The organism is Acinetobacter sp. 2JN-4, from assembly GCF_003687745.1.
Taxonomy (GTDB): Bacteria; Pseudomonadota; Gammaproteobacteria; order Pseudomonadales; family Moraxellaceae; genus Acinetobacter; species Acinetobacter halotolerans.
Genome location: NZ_RDNY01000014.1, coordinates 36,894 through 56,385 on the forward strand (window position 1 = coordinate 36,894; position 19,492 = coordinate 56,385).

Consider the following 19,492-nt stretch of genomic DNA (forward strand, 5'->3'; position numbering starts at 1 on the left):
GCCTAAGATTACCATCTTAAGCGGATTTATTCAGTAAAAGTTCGAGATTAAGCTGTTGGCTCAACCTTGTTGAGACGATCTTTCTCTACACTTTTATTGATAAATGACTGTTGTAGGATCGTAATACTGTTGTTGACGATCCAGTACAGCACTAAACCTGCAGGGAAGAACAACATAAAGACCGTAAACATGATTGGCATGATACGGAATACTTTAGCCTGCATTGGATCAGTCGGTTGTGGGTTTAACATTTGCTGCACGTACATGGTAACACCCATGATCAACGGCAAAATAAACCAAGGATCCATCGCAGATAAATCTTGAATCCAAGCCAACCATGGCGCATGACGGAGTTCAACCGATTCCATCAATACCCAATACAAAGCTAAGAAAATTGGCATTTGTAGCAATAACGGCAAACATCCAGATAATGGATTCACTTGCTCGCGCTTATACAACGCCATCATTTCTTGCGAAAAACGCATACGATCTTCGCCAAACTCTTCTTTCATACGTTGCATTTCAGGTGCAATCACACGCATTTTCGCCATAGAGCGATAACTTTTCGAAGAAAGTGGCCATAAAATCAATTTCACCAAGATCGTCAATAAGATAATTGACCAACCCCAGTTACCTACGATGTTATGGAAGAACTGTAAGCCTAAGAACAATAATTTAGCAATTGGCCATAACCAACCATAGTCCACTGTTTGATTTAAACCAACAGCAAGATCTTTCAACTCAGATTGGATTTTTGGGCCAGAATAAAATTTAGCATCCACTTCCATTGATGTACCTGCAGGTACATTAATCACTGGAGAAGTGAAACCAATAATATTCATCTTATCAGCAGACTGACGTGATTCTAGCTTAGCAACATAAGGTTGACCATCTGCTTGAGTCAGCTTTAAATGACCTGGAATCCAAGCACTGACAAAATAATGTTGCACCATCGCAACCCAAGCATCTTTCGCATCAAGACTCAATTTCTCATCAGAGAAATTAGCAAACTTTAACTTATTATAATTTGCTTCAGGTGTACCCCATGCGCCACCCAAGAAAGTCCCTAAAGTGAAAATACCTTGGTCAGATTTGCCTGGATCATCAGAATTATCACGCTTTAATTGACCAAACATCTGACCTTGCCAGTTTTGCTGACTGCGGTTGATGACTTGGTGTTTAACCGTAATCGGATACTCACCTTGGCTAAAAGTGAAGGTCTTAATCACTTCAACGCCTTCAGGCGTTTTAAAGACCAATGGAACCGTCAAGACTTGACTGGTTGCTCCGTCTTTGGTCGCCACACTTTTCGCATCTGCCAAGGTATAAGTTGTTTTTTCAACATCATACATTGGACGACCGCTACGGCTACTGTCCGGTCCGTTTAAACCAATTAAACCAGATTGAGCGACGTAAGTACGGTTCGCATCATTTTCAAGCATCACAAACGGCTGATCACCGTTTTTGCTTTGATCGTGGCTTAATAGCTCTATACGAACAATATCACCACCTTTAGGATTGATCCAAAGATGGTAGAGGTCGGTTTGTACTGAAATCAGTTGCTGACTCACAGAAGGACTTTCTGTGGCTTGTGATGCAGTCACATTTGCTTGTGGCAAGTCTGAAGCCGCGGTTGCATTTTGAGCATTTGGCAAATCTGCAGATACTTCATGCGTAGTGACAACAGCCGCTTGTTGTTGCGGTGCTGTTGCAGCATGACCATAATCTTTTTGCCAAGCCAAAATAAGCAAATATGCGGTAACAAACATGGCTCCAAGAATTGCAAATCTGGCCCATTGTTGCATATCTAATATCCCAAATGATTAGAGAAATTTTGCTTAAATAAACGATCACGAAAGGGTACAGCAACGTGATGCATTTGAGAATCTATTTGATGAAACGAAATGAAACGAAGTGCTTTGCGTGGCACGGGATCATAGCCTGAACCACCCCAAGGATGACAACGGCAAACGCGCTTGGTCGATAGCCATACACCTTTTACAGCACCATGGGTCTGTAAAGCTTCAATTGCATATTGAGAGCAAGTTGGAATATAGCGGCAACGCGGCCCCAATAATGGACTAATTGCGATTTGGTAGCATCTTATCAACCAATGCAGTAAACGTACCATTAGAGATCTCTAATTTTGGAGGGGTGTTACAACGACTTTGGAATGCTTTTTAGCTAAACGCTGTAATTTTTGCCAAGCTAAATCTAATTGTTGATGTAATTCTTGATTTGAAATTGCTTCTATACCCACTTTAGGCATCACCACAATATCGATATCAGCATTAAATTGAGCTTGATGTAAACGAAAGCTCTCCCGAGCAAGGCGTTTTATTCTATTTCGCTCATGTGCGCGACGCACCTTTTTTTTAGCAACGACAATACCCAAACGGCTATTCGGCTGTTCGGTTAATTTTGCTAAAAAAAGGAAATGGGGCTGATGCACTTTAAAAAGCGCACCATCAAACACACTTTTATAATCTGCAGCACAACGAATACGAAATTCAGTGCTAAAACTGTAAAGTGACATCACCCAAATCTGGTCAGCTTAACAGTATTAAACAGTTAAGCTATGACGACCTTTTGCACGACGACGAGCTAAAACTTGACGACCAGCTTTAGTTGCCATACGAGCACGGAAACCATGAACACGCTTGCGCTTTAATTCAGATGGTTGGAAAGTACGTTTCATATTGAAACTCCCAAAATTGATCTTTCTGTAAGGTCCGCGATTTTATGGGGCAAAGGGTCCGCTGTCAATCAAAAAGCTAAAACTTTACATATTGTTTTTATTGTTTGGCATAAAGCGAACAATCCTAATTTTATACAAAAATATCGAAAACAAAAAACATACACAAGCTATCTATTTAAATTATATCAGTATTGCGTTATATTCACAGCTTATCGACAAGCTTATACACACTCCAATCGCTGTTTTAAATTTAAACCTTGGATTTTGAATTTAAATTTCGATATGCTCAGTTATCCACATTCGCAGTGATCCTTATAAGTAAATTCAAATTTTAAAATTTAAGTTTATTATTATTAGTAAGGCTTTTTTCTGTGGAAAGTCGAGTATTTCTTAAGACAAACATAAAGTTACTCTGTGGATAACCATGTTTCTATTGATTTTATACATTGTGGATAACTTTAGGATTAAAACTATCCACAGGATGTGCTGAAAGTTATGCACAATCGGTTTAAATTTGAATTTAATTCACGAATGCTTTTTTTTTCAGCGAAACTCGCCTGAATGTGCCTGACAGATGTGGATAACTTGGTTAGAATGGCGACCCCTTTGAAAAGTGAAGGGGCGGTTTTTGTTTTTTTAAATTTAAAATGGATATATAGGGGATGCACATGCTCTGGACGGACTGCTTAACTCGCTTGCGACAAGAGCTATCTGATAACGTCTTTGCGATGTGGATTCGTCCCTTGGTTGCTGAAGAAGTTGATGATGTAATGCGTTTATATGCGCCGAACCCTTATTGGACGCGTTATATTCAAGATAATCATTTAGAGCTGATTTCAATACTGGCAGAACAATTGTCTGAAGGGCGGATACGTCAGGTCGAGATTTTAGTTGATTCACGTCCAGGGACCATTTTGTCTTCGAGTGAACAACCTGCCACCACGACAGCCGCGTTAAGCAGCCAAACAACACCTATTAAAATCAAGAAAGAATCTGATTTAGCCCAACCGAGTCAAAACCCAACCAAAATAGCGAAGAAAAGACAATTAAATCCGTTGTTTAGCTTCTCACTATTTGTTGAGGGGCGCTCTAACCAAATGGCGGCGGAAACCTGTCGTAAAGTACTCACACAATTAGGTGCTTCACAGCACAATCCTCTATTTTTATATGGTCCAACGGGTTTGGGTAAAACACATTTGATGCAAGCCGTTGGCAACGCATTATTGCAAGCAAAACCTAATGCGCGTGTCATGTACATGACCTCTGAAAGTTTTGTACAAGACTTTGTGAGTTCTTTGCAAAAAGGCAAAGTTGAAGAATTTAAGAAAAATTGTCGTTCTTTAGATTTATTGTTGGTCGATGATATTCATTTATTGGCGGGTAAAGAAGCAAGTTTGGTTGAATTCTTTTATACCTTCAATGCTTTACTTGATGAGTCTAAGCAAATTATTTTGACTTCTGATCGTTATCCAAAAGAGTTAACTGAATTGGATCCACGTTTGGTTTCTCGTTTTTCTTGGGGATTATCGGTTGGTGTAGAGCCGCCTGATATTGAAACGCGTATCGAAATTTTACTAAAAAAAGCTGAAAATAGTGGTGTTGATTTACCAAGAAACTGTGCTTTGTTTATTGCTCAACAAGTCGTTGCCAATGTGCGTGAGTTGGAAGGTGCATTGAATAAAGTGGTGGCAATTTCACGTTTTAAAGGCACCGTTATTGATTTAGATGTGGTGCGTGAATCTTTAAAAGATGTGTTGGCAATTCGTGCACGGACCATTAGTGTCGAAAATATCCAACGCGTCGTGAGTGAATATTTCCGTATCCCATTAAAAGAATTGGTTGGGCCGAAACGGACGCGTATTTATGCGCGTCCTCGTCAGTTGGCGATGGGCTTAGCGCGTGAACTAACAGGCGATAGCTTTCCTGAAATTGGAATGGCTTTCGGTGGCCGGGATCATAGTACGGTGATGCATGCCTGTGAAAAAGTGAATAGCCTACGTCAAGAAGATCCAATTTTTAATGAAGACTATAAAAACTTAATGCGTCTATTACAGAGTTAATCGCGGGTTTAATGACAATAGACCCTACTTTCAGAGTTGCAAACTGCTTTTAAGTGCAGCATAGTACACTGCTAACATTCATATCGGCTTCTGTTGTAAGAGGAATAAAATCGTGCGTTTGAAAATCGCTAAAGAAAGTTTACTCAATGTTTTATCACATGTGGTAGGAGCTGTTGAACGCCGTCATACCTTGAATATTCTTTCAAATGTCAAAATTCAAACCACGCAACATGCCTTAACCATTATTGGCTCAGATCTAGAAGTTGAATTGGTGGCGAGTACCACACTGGCGGAAGGCGCTTGTTTAGAAGCAGGTGAAACGACTGTTCCAGCACGTAAACTGGTCGAGATTTGTAAGTCACTTCCGAGCGCAGCACTGATTGATCTACAAATTACCGAAGATCAACGTTGTATTTTAAAATCGGGAAATAGTCGTTTTGTTTTGGGAACGCTTCCTGCTGAAGATTATCCATTGCTCACCACTGAAAATAGTCAAGGCACGCAAGTGCAAGTCACCCAACGCGAATTAAAACGTCTTTTTGAAAAAACAGCCTTTGCGATGGCGGTGCAAGACGTTCGTTTTTATTTGACAGGAACTTTACTTGAAATTGATCAAAATCAATTACGTACAGTAACAACAGATGGGCATCGTTTAGCTTTATGTGAAGTATTAGCGTCGTCAACCGCATCTTCACCTATTCAGGCGATTGTGCCACGTAAAGCCGTAGGTGAGTTACAACGTTTACTCAGTATTGAAGATGAACAACTGACTTTGTTGATTGGACGTGAATTATTAAATGTCACTATTAATACGCCGAGTCGAGATAAAGAGCAGGGCGATATTATTGTCCGTTTTACCACCAAATTGATTGATGGTAAGTTTCCTGATTATCGTCGTGTGATTCCTCGTGGTGGTGACAAACACGTATTTATTGGACAAGACGTGTTTAAACAATCATTGCAACGCGTGGCGATTTTAAGTAATGAAAAATTACGTGGTGTGTTCTTGAACTTTAATCAAGATTCATTGCAGTTGCGCGCCAACAATCCTGAACAAGATGAAGCGGTAGAAGATATTGCCATTCAATATCAGGATGTACCTTTGGAAATGTCATTTAATGCACAATATATTCTCGAAGTTCTCAGTGTGTTGGATGGTGATGATGTCAAGATGACCATGACTGAAGCGAATCAGTCTGTGCTTGTACAAGATCCAGCACACCCAGATCAAACTTATGTTGTAATGCCAATGCGAGTTTAATTTGCATTGATCATTTGAGTTTTAAATCATGCAAATCACGCGTTTAAATATCGAACGTGTACGGAATTTAAAAGCGGTTGCACTGAATGAGTTGCAACCGTTTAATATTTTTTACGGGGCAAATGGCTCAGGTAAAACGTCTATTTTAGAAGCAATTCACTTATTGGCCACAGGACGGTCATTTCGCACCCATATTCCTAAGCACTATATTCAGTATGAAGCAGCTGACTCAATCGTATTTGCTCAATCAATCAATGAACGGATTGGGATGCAAAAGATGGCTTCTGGTGAGCAACTGATCAAAGTCAATGGCGATACTATCGCTACGCAAGGACAGTTGGCAAAACTATTGCCTTTGCAGCATATTGACCCACAAAGTACCGATATTATTGACCATGGCGCGAAACCACGGAGACAGCTCTTAGATTGGTTAATGTTCCACGTGGAACCTGAGTTTTATTTTGCATGGCAATATTACTCACGTGCATTAAAACAGCGGAATAGCTTGCTTAAGACACGGCGTAATTTAACTTTGGCTGATTTAGAGCCATGGAATAAAATGCTGAGCGATTATGGTGAGATTTTGCACTCACAACGGGTAGGTATTATTGAGCAATGGAATCAATTTTTTAAAGAAGATCTACAGCAACTGTTGCCTGATGTTCAGATCGAACTTGAGTACAGTGCTGGTTTTCATACCGAGCAAGGTTTGTTGCAAGACCTGATTTCTCAACATCACCGAGACCTTGAGCGACGCTATACCGAGTATGGTCCGCATCGTGCAGATTTACGCTTAAAAATAGGGGGCGATGCCTTGCGCAGCGATGCTGTTCATGTGTTATCACGTGGACAAAAAAAGTTGTTAATCATGGCATTAAAACTGTCACAAATTGCAATGCTACATGCGAGTAATAAGGAAACTGTGGTATTATTAGATGATCTGACAGCAGAGTTAGATTTAGCTGCACAACAACGTTTAATTGAGCGATTGAGTCAGTTGGGGAGTCAAGTTTTTATGACCACCTTAGACCATACGTCGGTATTAAAACACTTGCATGATTTGTCGATTTCTTTTCAATTGTTCCATGTTGTTCACGGTCAAGTCAGCCTTGCTGCGCCATAATTTTATTTCCTCATCTTTTTTTGATAGATTAATTTTTACTAGGGAGTAACCATGAGTTCAGAGTCTCAATCCGTCTCTCAAACAGAACAAACAAATGAAAAGGCTTATGATTCCTCTAGTATCAAAGTATTACGTGGATTAGACGCAGTTCGTAAACGTCCTGGTATGTATATCGGTGACACTGACGATGGTACTGGTTTGCACCATATGGTGTTCGAGGTAGTGGATAATGCCATCGATGAAGCGCTTGCTGGACATTGTGATGAGATTGTCGTCACCATTCATGAAGATGAATCGGTCAGTGTTTCAGACAATGGTCGTGGTATTCCGACGGATATCCATCCGGAAGAAGGGATATCCGCTGCCGAAGTTATTCTAACGATTCTGCATGCTGGCGGTAAATTCGACGATAATAGCTATAAAGTATCGGGTGGTTTGCATGGGGTCGGGGTATCCGTCGTCAATGCTTTGTCGAAAAAATTACATCTGATTATTCATCGTGCAGGGCAGACCCATGAGCAGGAATATTGTCATGGCGATTCACAATATCCATTAAAAGTAATTGGCGAAACGGATAAGTCCGGTACAGTCATTCGTTTTTGGCCAAGTGAGCTGACGTTTAGCCAAACCATTTTTAGTGTTGAAATTTTAGCGCGTCGTCTACGAGAGTTGTCGTTCTTAAATGCTGGCGTACGTATTGTACTGCGTGATGAGCGAGTCAACTTTGAACACGTCTATGATTACGAAGGTGGTTTATCTGAGTTCGTTAAATATATTAACGAAGGAAAAACCCATTTAAATGAGATTTTCCATTTCACTACAGATACCGATAGTGGGATTGCAGTTGAAGTTGCATTGCAATGGAATGAAAGTTATCAGGAAAATGTACGTTGTTTTACCAATAATATTCCGCAAAAAGATGGTGGTACGCACCTTGCTGGTTTCCGCGCAGCTTTAACGCGTGGCTTAAACCAGTATCTTGAAAGCGAAAATATCCTCAAGAAAGAAAAAGTTGCGGTCACTGGTGATGATGCCCGTGAAGGTCTAACGGCGATCATTTCGGTTAAAGTTCCTGATCCAAAATTCTCATCGCAAACCAAAGAAAAATTAGTTTCAAGTGAAGTGAAGCCTGCGGTTGAACAGGCGATGAACAAGGAATTTTCTGCTTATTTGCTTGAAAATCCTCAAGCAGCGAAATCAATTGCTGGCAAGATTATTGATGCGGCACGTGCGCGTGATGCGGCACGTAAAGCACGTGAAATGACACGTCGCAAGAGCGCACTTGATATTGCGGGCTTGCCAGGTAAATTGGCAGATTGTCAGGAAAAAGATCCTGCACTTTCTGAACTCTATCTAGTCGAGGGTGACTCTGCTGGTGGTAGTGCTAAGCAAGGTCGTAATCGTAAAATGCAGGCTATCTTGCCGTTAAAAGGTAAAATCTTAAACGTTGAGCGTGCGCGTTTTGACAAGATGATTTCGAGTCAGGAAGTAGGTACGTTGATCACAGCTTTGGGCTGCGGTATTGGTCGCGAAGAATATAATCCAGACAAGTTACGCTATCATAAAATCATTATCATGACCGATGCGGACGTGGATGGTTCACATATTCGTACATTGTTACTGACCTTCTTCTTCCGTCAAATGCCAGAGTTGGTTGAGCGTGGTTATATTTATATTGCACAGCCGCCTTTGTACAAGTTGAAAAAAGGCAAGCATGAGCAGTACATGAAAGACAATGATGCATTGGAAACCTTCTTGATCTCCAATGCGATTGATGAACTTTCATTACATGTCAGCGCAGATGCACCTGCTATTACAGGCGCAGCATTGGCAAGCGTGATTGCTGATTATCAAGTATCTCAAAAAAGTTTGCTGCGTTTAACCCAACGTTATCCTGCAAGTTTATTAGATGCTTTATTAGAGCTTGATGCATTTAAGATTGATCACACGCATGAACGTGAATATGTCGAAGCATGGGCTGAGCAATTACGTGGCGCGATTGTGAAGTTGCAACCAAGTTTGCGTCCTGAAATTACCCTAGAAGCGTTTGATCGTGAAAATGCACAAGGTGAAAAATCAGCACATTACTGGCCGCGTGTAACGGTTTATGTGCATAACTTACCGACCTCTTATTTACTGGACGCTGGTCTGTTAAATTCTGCTGAATATGCGCGTTTACTTAAAAACTCGAAGAGCTGGTTTACCTTGCTTGAAGAAGGTGCTTACTTACAAAAAGGCGAGCGTCGTATTCAGGTCAATACATTCCACCAAGTATGGCAGCATATTTTACAAGACTCGCGTCGTGGCATGATGATCCAACGCTACAAAGGTTTGGGTGAGATGAATGCTGAACAGCTTTGGGAAACCACGATGGATCCTGAAAACCGTCACATGCTGCAAGTCACCATTGATGATATGATTGAAGCAGATCGTATGTTCTCTTGCTTAATGGGTGATGACGTAGAACCACGTCGTGCATTCATTGAGGAAAATGCATTGAATGCAGATATTGACGCTTAATTGAGTCAAACTATCTGATTATGATTTAGCTTTATTCTTCATAATTTGAATTAAAAAGGCGATACCAAGATGGGTATCGCCTTTTTTTATTGCTTTAGGTTCCACGTGAAACGTTATTCTTAATTAGCTTTCTACTAAATCGCTGACTTGAATAATGGCATGCCCAAATAAATAACCAGCGGTGACCAATACACTGATCCACAGCAATGCACCTAAGATATTATAAATAACAAAGTGGCTATAATTCATGTTGCTTGAACCTGCCGCTAAAGGGGCAAATGAACGTGCAAAGGGAATGAAGCGAGCAAGTAGAATGGTTTTTCCACCGTGCTTTAAAAAGAAGGTATTGGTTTTTTGTAGATAGGCTTGCTTAATAAAACGTGAGTCGGTATTGAAGATACGATCACCAAAGTGGCGACCAATATGATAGTTCACCATATAGCCGAGCGCAGCAGCAAAAAAGAGTAAGCTGATCATATAGCCGAGATGCATGATTTCAACCACAGAACACAGCGCACCGACTGCGAGTAGTAAACTATCCCCAGGCAAAAAGAACATAAAAACGAAAGCAGTTTCAGAAAAAATAATCAGAAATAGAATAGCGTAAATCCATAAACCATATTCTTGAACTAAAATTGGCAGGAAGTGCTCGAAATTAAAAATAAAGTCTAAAGAATTCATTCAGTTTGCGTTGTCCCAAATAGCGTACTCACCACATTGGAGTACAAAAATATTAAATGAATCACACTCTAAGGATTCATTTGTAAGAGATAACTTTACAATAATAGGGGGTTGAGTATATCGAGCCTGAAGCCAAAGCTCAATTTTTTGGGAATATTCCAACAGTTACTGTAACTGAGCTTGTTGAAAAAATCATGACATCTTGAACGGTTTTTCTTAATGATGAAGCACTTGAGAGATTGTTTAAGTTTTATGCGTGACAATAAGAATGTAGTATCCACAGATGCGCTTAGATTCGAGCATCTATGGATACTTGATTAGATTAGCCTACAAAAGCGCTTTCAAGCTCTTCTAACTCCATCATGAGCGTTAACAGTTGTTCTTCATGCAGCTCAAGTTTGGCTTTCAGTTCGTTTTGCTCATTCATTAATTTAATGAGGTCATCTTTACGATTTTCTTCGTACAGTGCAGTGTCAGCCAACAAACTCTCAATTTCGGCTAAACGAGGCTGAAGTTTCTCAATTTGTCCCTCAATTTTCTCAATATTTTTACGGATCGGTCTTGTGAGTTCACGGTGGCGTACCGCAGCTTTACGTTGCGCATCTTTATCTAATTTTACCGATTTCGTTTGAGTGGTCGATGTTTGTTGCAAGGCCTTTTGAGCATTGATTTGTTGCTGACGCGCTTCACGTAACCATTTGGCGTAGTCTTGCAAATCGCCATCAAACTCGGTGCATTTCCCCGCATGTACCAATAGTAATTCATCACAGACACTGGCAATCAATTGACGCTCATGCGAGACCAATACCACAGCACCATTAAAGTCTTGTAATGCCATGCTGAGCGCATGGCGCATATCCAAATCTAAATGGTTGGTTGGCTCATCCAGAATCAGGACATTTGGACGCTGCCAAACGATCAATGCCAATGCCAAACGCGCACGCTCACCACCAGAGAAGCTTTCACAAGGGGTGTCCATCCGTTCACCACTAAAGCCAAAGCCGCCTAAAAAGGCACGTAAAGCGGCTTCACTAATGTGTTTATCTGCGATGCGAGCCAATTGCAGCATTGGACTGGCATTTGCATCCAAGGCATCCATTTGATGCTGAGCAAAATAACCGATATTGAGCAGTTCAGACGCTTTGTACTCACCTGCCATTAAGGGTAAATCACCCACCAGTGTTTTAATCAATGTTGACTTACCAGCACCATTCATTCCCAACAAGCCAATACGAGAGCTTGGGGTAATTTGCAAACGAATCTTCTCCGCGATAATGGTCTCGCCATAACCAATGCTGGCTGCATCTAGACTGAGTAGCGGCGAGCTCATTTTGGTGGGTTCACGAAAACTAAAGGTAAAGGGGGTATCGACGTGTGCAGGTGCAAGTTGTTGCATCCGTTCAAGTTGTTTAATACGGCTTTGTGCTTGACGTGCTTTAGTCGCTTGGGCTTTAAAACGATCAATATATTTTTGTAAATGTGCACGCGTTTCTTGCTGTTTTTCAAACGACTGTTGTTGTTGTGCTAAGCGTTCACTGCGCGTGGTTTCAAAGGTTGAATAATTGCCTGTGTACAGTGTTAATTCTTTATTTTCAATATGCAGAATACGATCGCAAATGGCATCCAAGAAATCACGGTCATGTGAAATAAGAACTAATGTTCCTTCATAGGCTTTTAACCAGTCTTCTAACCATAAAATAGCATCTAAATCTAAATGGTTGGTTGGCTCATCCAGTAAGAGTAAGTCTGAACGGCTCATCAACGTGCGCGCCAAATTTAAACGCATTCGCCATCCACCAGAAAAACTAGAGACATTTAATTGGAGTTGGTGATCGAGGAAACCTAAACCCGCCATCAGTTGCGCGGCTTTAGCAGGGGCGGCATAGCCATGAATCTCATCAAAACGACCATGTAGATGCGCTAACTCATCATTGCTGAGCTGATCTGGATCGGCCAATTTTTGTTGTATTCCCCAACACTCTTCGTCGCCAGAAAGCACAAAATCGATTGCTGCCATTTCTAAGGCTTTAATTTCTTGTGCCATATGCGCTACGGTCCAAACCGCTGGACGCGTTAGATTGCCTTCATCTGCCACGACGTCACCTAAAAATGCAGCAAATAAAGTCGATTTTCCTGCGCCATTTACACCTGTAAGACCAATCTTCCAGCCTGGGTGAAGCTGCATTGACGCTTTTTGAAAGAGGACTCGCCCACCACGGCGTAATGAAACTTGGTCAAATTGGATCATGAGCATGCAAAATAGCGATAGATTGCTGCATTTTAAGGTGATCGGGCGTGAATGCAAATTTTATCTTGTAGATGTGTAGCTGCTGACATTTCACAGTGGCTAAATGAACGCTTAAAAATGTGATGAATATGATTAAAACTGATAAGAACCCGACGTATGTATATAAAAGCACTATGATTTTGATCAAAATTTGACTATATTCATTTGGTGCTGATGGAAAAATATGCAAAATAGTAAATAAGGGAAAACAAGATGAAAAAAGGATTTTGGGCATTGAGTGCCGCGACTCTATTCGTCATGAGCACGCAAGTGCAAGCAAAACAAAAAGTTTGTGTATTCGACTTATTGGGACGAGCGGGAGAGTCATATAAGCTGATTGAGGAGTGGCGACTTTCAGCTCAAACTTGGCGAGGGGATATCGAGCTTATTCCATATCAGGATGAAGAAAAAGCTGAGCGTGATTTTGATGCAGGCAAGTGTGATGGCGTGTACATGACGTCTATGCGAGCGCGGAAATACAATAAATTTGCAGGTTCGATTGATGCCGTTGGTGCTGTAACCAGTAATGCAATTGCGCAAAAAGCAATTTCTTTTGTACTTGATAAACGGAATAAACATCGTCTAATTGCGACTTTAAATGGCGAAAAATTTGAGGTTGCTGGAATCATTCAAGTGGGGTTGGCTTATATTTTTGTACGCGATAAAAATATAAATACCATTGAAAAAGCCAAAGGTAAGAAATTTGCTTATTTACATTATGATCAAGCGCAAAAAACCATTGTTGAAAGTATGAATCTGATTGCTGTGCCCTCGAATATTTCAGATTTTGTACAGAAATTTAATCGTGGTCAAGTTGATGTGATTGCAGCCCCTGCTTATGCTTATAAGCCTTTAGAAATTAATAAAGGTTTGGTCAATGGTGCATTATTTAATTTTCCTGTTGTGAATATTACTGGTGATTTAATTATTCGCCCAGGAAAATTTCCTACTGCTTTTGCAACTCAATCTCGACAATGGTTTGTAAAAAAGTTGCCAACCAACTTTGCGATGGTGAAACGTCTAGAGGCAGGTATGGATGCCGCAAGAATCACCTTGTCGAATGACGACAAGGTGCGTTATCAGAAAATGTTACGTGATGGGCGCATGAATTTAACCAAGCAAGGCGTGTATGATGCCACCATGATGAATGTACTGAAACGGGCACGGTGTACCGTAGAAAGGACCAATTTTGAATGTTCTTTAAGTGGTGAGTAAAAGATAAATTGGTTAAAAAATGACAAAAAATAGCAATATCGACACAAAAAATAGAGCATTAGCTCTATTTTTTTTAATAAAACATGATTAATATTTGCTGTGAACATGGAGTACAGACACAAGTTTGTAGAAGGATGAAAAAATGAAAAAAATTGCATTAGCTGTGATCACTGCATCAATCGTTGGTTTTTCTGCTTCAGCGCAAGCAAATAAAGTTGAAGTTTGTGTATTTGATTTATTGGGTAAATCTGGTGAATCATACAAAATGATGCAGGATTGGGCACTAGCAGCCAAAGGTTGGGGTGCAGATGTAAACTTGGTGGCAATGACCGATGAAGCTGTTGCAGACAACAACTTCAAAGCGGGTAAATGCGACGCAGTTGCGATGACATCAATGCGTGCTCGTCCATATAATAAATTTGCGGGTTCAATTGATTCTTTGGGTGGTGTAACCAGCAATGTAATTGCACAACGTGCAATTACCTTTGTTTTAGATACGCGCAACGCTGCTAAAATGACAACCAACCTTAGTGGGAAAAAATACGAAATCGGTGGTATCGCACCACTTGGTTCTGCGTTTATCTTTGTACGCGACAAGAGCATTAACTCGATTGAAAAAGCAGCAGGTAAGAAGTTTGCGGTATTGGGTTATGATGATGCACAAAAAATCATGGTTCAACGCGTAGGCGCTCAAGCTGTACTTTCTGATATTTCGAACTTTGCAGCGAAATTTAATAATGGTCAGGTCGACATGGTTGGTGCGCCAGCTTATGCGTATAAGCCATTAGAGTTAAGCAAAGGTTTAGGTACCAATGGTGCGATGTTTGATTTTCCTGTATTGCATGTGACTGCTGATTTAGTGCTTCGTCCAGAAAAATTCCCAGCTGGTTTTGGTCAAAAATCTCGTGATTGGCATGTGAAGCAATTACCGAAAGCATTTGCAATGATCAAGCGTTTAGAAGCTGAAATCCCAGCAAAATACAAAATGAAATTAAGTGCTGAAGATAAACTTAAATATCAAAAATTACTCCGTGATGGTCGTATGGATTTAACCAAACGTGGTATCTATGATGCGAGCATGATGTCTGTATTGAAGAAAGCACGTTGTTCAGTCGACAAAGCGAACTTCGAGTGTGCATTGCCGGGTGAATAATCAAATATTGCTATAGAGCATACTTAAAGCCTAGATTTATCTAGGCTTTTTGTTTTTTTGTTTGTGTCATTTTAGTCATTGTCTTTACTTAGAAAGACCGTAATCATAGAGATATAAGAATCAGATGAAATCGTGAAGATTTAAAAATATGTTTGATCAGGAAGATGAAACACCATTAAATTTAAGCCCATATTCATTTGATGAACTTCGATTCGAGACTAACTCATTGTTTGGTTTTTGATGTCATGCAACAACAATTAGCCTCGCTGCAAAGGAAAAAATAAAATGCCATGGTTTAAAACGTTTTTACTCGCTTCAAGCGTAGCAACATTTTCTCTGAGCACACATGCAAAACAAACGCTTTGTGTATTTGATTTGGTTGGAAGGAATGGCGATGTATACGCCTTGATGAAAGACTATCAACTTGCTGCGAAAGCATGGGGTGCGGACATTGAGTTACGTGTTGGACAAAATGAAGCCGTACTTGCCGAAGACTTTAAAGCAGGTAAATGTGATGCAGTCAGTATTACAGGGATGCGTGGTCGTCAATTTAACTCTTTTACAGGTTCACTCGATGCCATTGGAGCAATTACCAATTTAAAGTTTGCAGTCAAAGTCATGCAAGGCTTATCGAGCCAGACATTTGCCAAAGCAATGGTCAATGGTAAATATGAAGTGGTCGGTGTCATTCCGATTGGTGATGCTTATCTGATGGTCAACGATCGCGAGATTAATACGGTTGCGAAAGCTGCAGGAAAGAAAATCGCGGTTCTGGACTATGATGAAGCCCAGAAAATTATGGCGTCTCAAGTCGGTGCTCAGGCAGTGAGTTCAGATGTCACTAACTTTGGTGCTAAATTTAATAATGGCCAAGTGGACATCATTGGTGCACCAGCAGCAGCATTTAAACCTTTGGAGCTGCATAAAGGTTTGGGTACTAAAGGCGCAATTGTCAATTATCCAATTTTACAAGTGACTGGAAATATTATTATTCGCTCAGATAAATTCCCAGAAGGGTATGGGCAAAAATCAAGACAATGGGTCAGTTCGCAACTGCCACGTGCGGTTGATATTTTAGGCAAAATGAAAGCAGATATTCCACAAAAATACTGGATGGAAGTCCCTGCATCGGATAAACCTGGCTATCAAAAATTAATGCGTGAAGCGCGTATTGATTTAACCAAACGCGGTATTTATGACAAACGTATGATGAAGTTGTTATGGCAGTTCCGCTGTCGTGAAGATGCCAAGAATTTTGAGTGTGGTTTACAAGATGAGAATTATAAATAATCTTGTAAAAAGTCATTAACTGCACTTTAAAACTTCAAAGACAGACCCGATATTGAGTATGCTATACTTATTATCGGGTCTTTTAATTTATTAAAGACGTATTGAAGTCTGAGGAATATCCACCATGAACGCCCAAGCTCTCGAATTGTCAGATAATGCTGCCAAAAAAGTTCGCCAATTGCGCGAAAGTGAAGGGAATGACGACCTCATGCTACGTGTTTATGTCACGGGTGGCGGTTGTTCAGGATTCTCTTATGGCTTTAATTTTGCTGAAAGTGTCAATGAAGATGATGCTGAGTTCAGCAACGGTGATGTCAAAGTTTTGGTCGATTCGTTAAGCTATCAATACTTAGTTGGTTCAGTGGTTGATTATCTTGAAGGACTGGAAGGTTCTCGTTTTGTGATACAAAACCCGAATGCGACGACCACTTGCGGATGTGGGTCATCTTTTTCGATCTAATAAATGCTTGATCTCAAAAAAGCTTCTCCGATTGAGAAGCTTTTTTATTGCTTATACCGCCGTAATCGTACCTAAAATACGATCGCCTGATGCGCCTGTGACGGCTGGTAGATTGCCACTGAGCTGTTCAACGAAGCGCATTGCCAGCCAAGCAAAAGCAGTTGCTTCGACCCACGTGGGTGCTAAACCAAGCACATCGGTTGTTTGCACTGACCAATTATGTTTACGTAAACGCCAGCGTAATTGTTCAAGCAGAAATGAGTTATAAGCCCCACCACCACACACATAGACCTCACCTGTAGGCATCAAGTCTTTGCTTCGATAAATCGCTTTCTTAATCGCTCTTGTGGTCAGTTTCATCAGCGTGGCTTGGACATTTTCAGGCGTATCTTCGAGCTCTTCATATTCGAGATCATTGTGCCAATCACTGATTTGATCATCTAACCATTCAAGATTAAAGTCTTCACGACCCGTGCTTTTCGGTGGTTCTTTAGAAAAATATTCATGTGTCTGTAAACGATCAAGTAGCGAGCGAATCGGTTGGCCATACGCGGCCCAATCGCCATTTTCATCATAGGGATGACCAGTATGGCGATGACACCATGCATCCATGAGAATATTGGCAGGGCCTGTATCAAAACCATAAACAGCGTTTGGATTGTTCGCAGGCAGCATGCTGACATTGGCGATACCGCCTAAATTCAATATGACACGATGGATACTGTCATGTTGAAATAACGCTTGATGGAATGCTGGTACCAATGGTGCACCTTGTCCACCCGCAGCCATATCACGTCGACGAAAATCGGAAATAACAGGGAGCTGGGTGATTTCAGTAATGATATTCGGATCACCAATTTGTAGAGTAAAACCATATTCAGGACGATGGCGAATGGTCTGACCATGTGAACCAATTGCTTTTATTTGTGTTCGATCTAAATGATTCTTTTCAATCAGCGCATTAATGCCATGCCCAATCATTTTCGCTAAAGCAACATCGGCTTTGCCCATACGATCTATTTCATTGTCGTCTGGTAGTGTTAATGCCATCAGTTCATCACGTAACTCAGGCTCAAAAGGAACCGTTAAGGTGGCGTGTACGGTTAAAGGCTCAAATGAAGTTGCAACAATATCAACACCATCCATGCTTGTGCCTGTCATTACACCAATATAGATTGCGCTCATATACAACTTCCCCTGCAAGATGCTGAAAAAATGGTAGTATATCGCACAAATTGAATAACTGATGTGTTTAGGTTTTGTGATGTCAAATTTCTTGCCAGTCGAAGAACAGCTTGCTCTCATTCAACGAGGCACGCACGAGATTATTTCTGATGAAGATTTACTGAAGAAGCTCAAAGAGAATCGCCCACTCCGTGTAAAAGCAGGCTTTGACCCAACGGCTCCTGATTTACACTTAGGGCATACGGTACTGATTAATAAACTTAAAACTTTTCAAGATTTGGGACACGAAGTGACCTTCTTGATTGGTGACTATACCGCGATGATCGGTGACCCATCTGGGAAAAGTGCGACACGTCCGCCGTTGTCTCGTGAACAAGTTGAAGCCAATGCCAAAACTTATCAAGAACAAGTTTTTAAAATCTTAGATCCAAACAAAACTAAAGTACGCTTTAACTCGGAGTGGTTTAATCAAAAAACTGCGGCTGATTTAATTCAATTGGCGAGTCAACAAACTGTATCACGTATGTTAGAGCGTGATGACTTTACCAAACGCTATAATAACCACCAACCTATCGCGATTCACGAATTTCTATATCCATTGGTGCAAGGCTATGACTCCATTGCGCTTGAGGCGGATGTGGAGTTGGGTGGAACAGACCAAACCTTTAACTTGCTGATGGGGCGTACTTTACAAAGTCGCTATGGTCAAGAATCACAAGTCTGCATCACTGTGCCGATTCTTGAAGGTTTAGATGGCGTGAATAAAATGTCTAAATCTTTGGGTAATTATATTGGTGTATTTGACACACCGGGTGCGATGTACCAAAAAATCTTGTCGATGCCAGATAGCTTGATTGAACGTTACTTTGATTTACTGAGCTTTAAATCACTGGATGAAATCAAAGTTTTGCTTGATGAAATGGCAGCAGGACGTAATCCGCAGGAAATCAAACGTATTTTAGCGCTTGAACTGGTCGAACGGTTCCATGATGCGGAAGCGGCTGAAAATGCGCATAAGAGTGCAGGTAACCGTGTCACTGAAGGTGAAGTACCAGAAGATACGCCTGAAGTAACCATCTCTCGTGGTGAGTTTGGTGGCGAGTTATTTATTGCAACGATTTTGCGTGTGGCAGGTTTAAACGCGAATGCGGCGGCTGCAAAAGATGCGGTTGGTCGTGGTGCAGTTAAAGTGGATTGGAATGTGGTCGATATGAGTTTCTCTGTAAAAGAGAATGTCACGTTAATTATCCAATCTGGTAAAAAAGCGATTGCACGTGTGACTTTCACTGATTAAATCGAAATAAAAACAATAAAAAGCAGGCCTTGAGCCTGCTTTTTATACATAGATAGATGATAAAAACAACGAAAGCATCAAATTAGTAGAAAAAAGAAACAAGCGAAAGGAAAAGTTAAAAAAAGGGGTTGTGTGGTGTTAGAAATGCTGTAGAATGCACATCCATCGGCGGTGATGCGGATAAAAACTTGTTGAGAAACAAGGATTTGGATTGAAAGATTTAAATCTTGTGTTTAAGAATAAGTTTTAAAAATATCTAAATTGC

The 19,492-nt window shown here is 40.8% G+C and carries 16 protein-coding genes; 9 read left to right on the plus strand and 7 right to left on the minus strand.

All coding sequences use genetic code 11. From position 1 onward, the window contains the following. Positions 1–47: 47 nt before the first annotated feature. Genes yidC through rpmH form a run of 4 tightly spaced genes read right to left on the minus strand, consistent with a single transcriptional unit; the run spans position 48 to position 2,698 of the window. Entirely contained in the window at positions 48–1,805 is a 1,758-nt protein-coding gene (gene yidC, locus EAH57_RS15265) for a membrane protein insertase YidC (RefSeq protein WP_121930793.1), read from the minus strand. 2 nt (positions 1,806–1,807) lie between these two features. After that, positions 1,808–2,131, minus strand: coding sequence for a membrane protein insertion efficiency factor YidD (yidD, locus tag EAH57_RS15270; RefSeq protein ID WP_004672254.1), 324 nt, complete (start codon positions 2,129–2,131; stop codon positions 1,808–1,810). A 9-nt stretch (positions 2,132–2,140) separates the two neighbouring features. After that, a complete protein-coding gene (gene rnpA, locus EAH57_RS15275) occupies positions 2,141–2,536 on the minus strand; it encodes a ribonuclease P protein component (protein WP_004672256.1) in 396 nt (131 codons plus the stop codon). Between the two features lie 27 nt (positions 2,537–2,563). Further along, positions 2,564–2,698, minus strand: coding sequence for a 50S ribosomal protein L34 (gene rpmH, locus EAH57_RS15280; RefSeq protein ID WP_000831329.1), 135 nt, complete (start codon positions 2,696–2,698; stop codon positions 2,564–2,566). Between the two features lie 668 nt (positions 2,699–3,366). On the opposite strand from rpmH, the gene dnaA reads away from it, so the two are divergent. From dnaA to gyrB, 4 genes are all read left to right on the plus strand, one after another. Beyond that, the gene (gene dnaA, locus EAH57_RS15285; RefSeq protein WP_121930794.1) at positions 3,367–4,758 is read left to right on the plus strand and encodes a chromosomal replication initiator protein DnaA; all 1,392 of its coding nucleotides are present in this window, start codon (positions 3,367–3,369) and stop codon (positions 4,756–4,758) included. A gap of 112 nt (positions 4,759–4,870) precedes the next feature. Continuing rightward, positions 4,871–6,019, plus strand: coding sequence for a DNA polymerase III subunit beta (gene dnaN, locus EAH57_RS15290; protein WP_121930795.1), 1,149 nt, complete (start codon positions 4,871–4,873; stop codon positions 6,017–6,019). 28 nt (positions 6,020–6,047) lie between these two features. Next, positions 6,048–7,142, plus strand: coding sequence for a DNA replication/repair protein RecF (recF, locus tag EAH57_RS15295; RefSeq protein ID WP_121930796.1), 1,095 nt, complete (start codon positions 6,048–6,050; stop codon positions 7,140–7,142). A gap of 51 nt (positions 7,143–7,193) precedes the next feature. Then, positions 7,194–9,662, plus strand: a complete 2,469-nt coding sequence (gyrB, locus tag EAH57_RS15300) for a DNA topoisomerase (ATP-hydrolyzing) subunit B (protein WP_004672264.1) — start codon at positions 7,194–7,196, stop codon at positions 9,660–9,662. A 123-nt stretch (positions 9,663–9,785) separates the two neighbouring features. Here gyrB and EAH57_RS15305 read toward each other — a convergent pair whose 3' ends face one another. Both EAH57_RS15305 and EAH57_RS15310 read right to left on the minus strand, forming a co-directional pair. Then, positions 9,786–10,343, minus strand: coding sequence for a VTT domain-containing protein (locus EAH57_RS15305; protein WP_121930797.1), 558 nt, complete (start codon positions 10,341–10,343; stop codon positions 9,786–9,788). Between the two features lie 322 nt (positions 10,344–10,665). Then, positions 10,666–12,591: an ATP-binding cassette domain-containing protein gene (locus tag EAH57_RS15310; protein ID WP_121930798.1), complete on the minus strand. Its 1,926-nt coding sequence runs from the start codon at positions 12,589–12,591 to the stop codon at positions 10,666–10,668. Between the two features lie 252 nt (positions 12,592–12,843). On the opposite strand from EAH57_RS15310, the gene EAH57_RS15315 reads away from it, so the two are divergent. The 4 genes from EAH57_RS15315 to erpA all read left to right on the plus strand — a co-directional run bounded on the left by EAH57_RS15315 (position 12,844) and on the right by erpA (position 16,748). Next, entirely contained in the window at positions 12,844–13,845 is a 1,002-nt protein-coding gene (locus EAH57_RS15315) for a putative solute-binding protein (RefSeq protein WP_121930799.1), read from the plus strand. Positions 13,846–13,987: 142 nt separating this feature from the next. Further along, positions 13,988–14,998, plus strand: a complete 1,011-nt coding sequence (locus EAH57_RS15320) for a putative solute-binding protein (protein ID WP_121930800.1) — start codon at positions 13,988–13,990, stop codon at positions 14,996–14,998. 285 nt (positions 14,999–15,283) lie between these two features. Further along, the gene (locus tag EAH57_RS15325) at positions 15,284–16,288 is read left to right on the plus strand and encodes a putative solute-binding protein (RefSeq protein ID WP_121930801.1); all 1,005 of its coding nucleotides are present in this window, start codon (positions 15,284–15,286) and stop codon (positions 16,286–16,288) included. A 124-nt stretch (positions 16,289–16,412) separates the two neighbouring features. Further along, positions 16,413–16,748, plus strand: coding sequence for an iron-sulfur cluster insertion protein ErpA (gene erpA, locus EAH57_RS15330; protein ID WP_004672277.1), 336 nt, complete (start codon positions 16,413–16,415; stop codon positions 16,746–16,748). 51 nt (positions 16,749–16,799) lie between these two features. Here the strand turns inward: erpA and EAH57_RS15335 are convergent, their stop codons facing one another. Then, entirely contained in the window at positions 16,800–17,933 is a 1,134-nt protein-coding gene (locus tag EAH57_RS15335; RefSeq protein ID WP_121930802.1) for an anhydro-N-acetylmuramic acid kinase, read from the minus strand. Between the two features lie 61 nt (positions 17,934–17,994). On the opposite strand from EAH57_RS15335, the gene tyrS reads away from it, so the two are divergent. Beyond that, positions 17,995–19,227, plus strand: a complete 1,233-nt coding sequence (gene tyrS / locus EAH57_RS15340) for a tyrosine--tRNA ligase (RefSeq protein ID WP_121930803.1) — start codon at positions 17,995–17,997, stop codon at positions 19,225–19,227. Positions 19,228–19,492: the final 265 nt, after the last annotated feature.

Excerpts from the sequence above, each read along its gene's own strand:
- EAH57_RS15325 (WP_121930801.1), top strand. The coding sequence starts at position 15,284 with ATGCCATGGTTTAAAACGTTTTTACTCGCTTCAAGCGTAGCAACATTT.
- EAH57_RS15310 (WP_121930798.1), bottom strand. The coding sequence starts at position 12,591 with ATGATCCAATTTGACCAAGTTTCATTACGCCGTGGTGGGCGAGTCCTC.
- EAH57_RS15305 (WP_121930797.1), bottom strand. The coding sequence starts at position 10,343 with ATGAATTCTTTAGACTTTATTTTTAATTTCGAGCACTTCCTGCCAATT.
- erpA (WP_004672277.1), top strand. The coding sequence starts at position 16,413 with ATGAACGCCCAAGCTCTCGAATTGTCAGATAATGCTGCCAAAAAAGTT.
- recF (WP_121930796.1), top strand. The coding sequence starts at position 6,048 with ATGCAAATCACGCGTTTAAATATCGAACGTGTACGGAATTTAAAAGCG.
- EAH57_RS15335 (WP_121930802.1), bottom strand. The coding sequence starts at position 17,933 with ATGAGCGCAATCTATATTGGTGTAATGACAGGCACAAGCATGGATGGT.
- rpmH (WP_000831329.1), bottom strand. The coding sequence starts at position 2,698 with ATGAAACGTACTTTCCAACCATCTGAATTAAAGCGCAAGCGTGTTCAT.
- dnaA (WP_121930794.1), top strand. The coding sequence starts at position 3,367 with ATGCTCTGGACGGACTGCTTAACTCGCTTGCGACAAGAGCTATCTGAT.
- EAH57_RS15320 (WP_121930800.1), top strand. The coding sequence starts at position 13,988 with ATGAAAAAAATTGCATTAGCTGTGATCACTGCATCAATCGTTGGTTTT.
- tyrS (WP_121930803.1), top strand. The coding sequence starts at position 17,995 with ATGTGTTTAGGTTTTGTGATGTCAAATTTCTTGCCAGTCGAAGAACAG.
- EAH57_RS15315 (WP_121930799.1), top strand. The coding sequence starts at position 12,844 with ATGAAAAAAGGATTTTGGGCATTGAGTGCCGCGACTCTATTCGTCATG.
- yidC (WP_121930793.1), bottom strand. The coding sequence starts at position 1,805 with ATGCAACAATGGGCCAGATTTGCAATTCTTGGAGCCATGTTTGTTACC.
- gyrB (WP_004672264.1), top strand. The coding sequence starts at position 7,194 with ATGAGTTCAGAGTCTCAATCCGTCTCTCAAACAGAACAAACAAATGAA.
- rnpA (WP_004672256.1), bottom strand. The coding sequence starts at position 2,536 with ATGTCACTTTACAGTTTTAGCACTGAATTTCGTATTCGTTGTGCTGCA.
- yidD (WP_004672254.1), bottom strand. The coding sequence starts at position 2,131 with ATGGTACGTTTACTGCATTGGTTGATAAGATGCTACCAAATCGCAATT.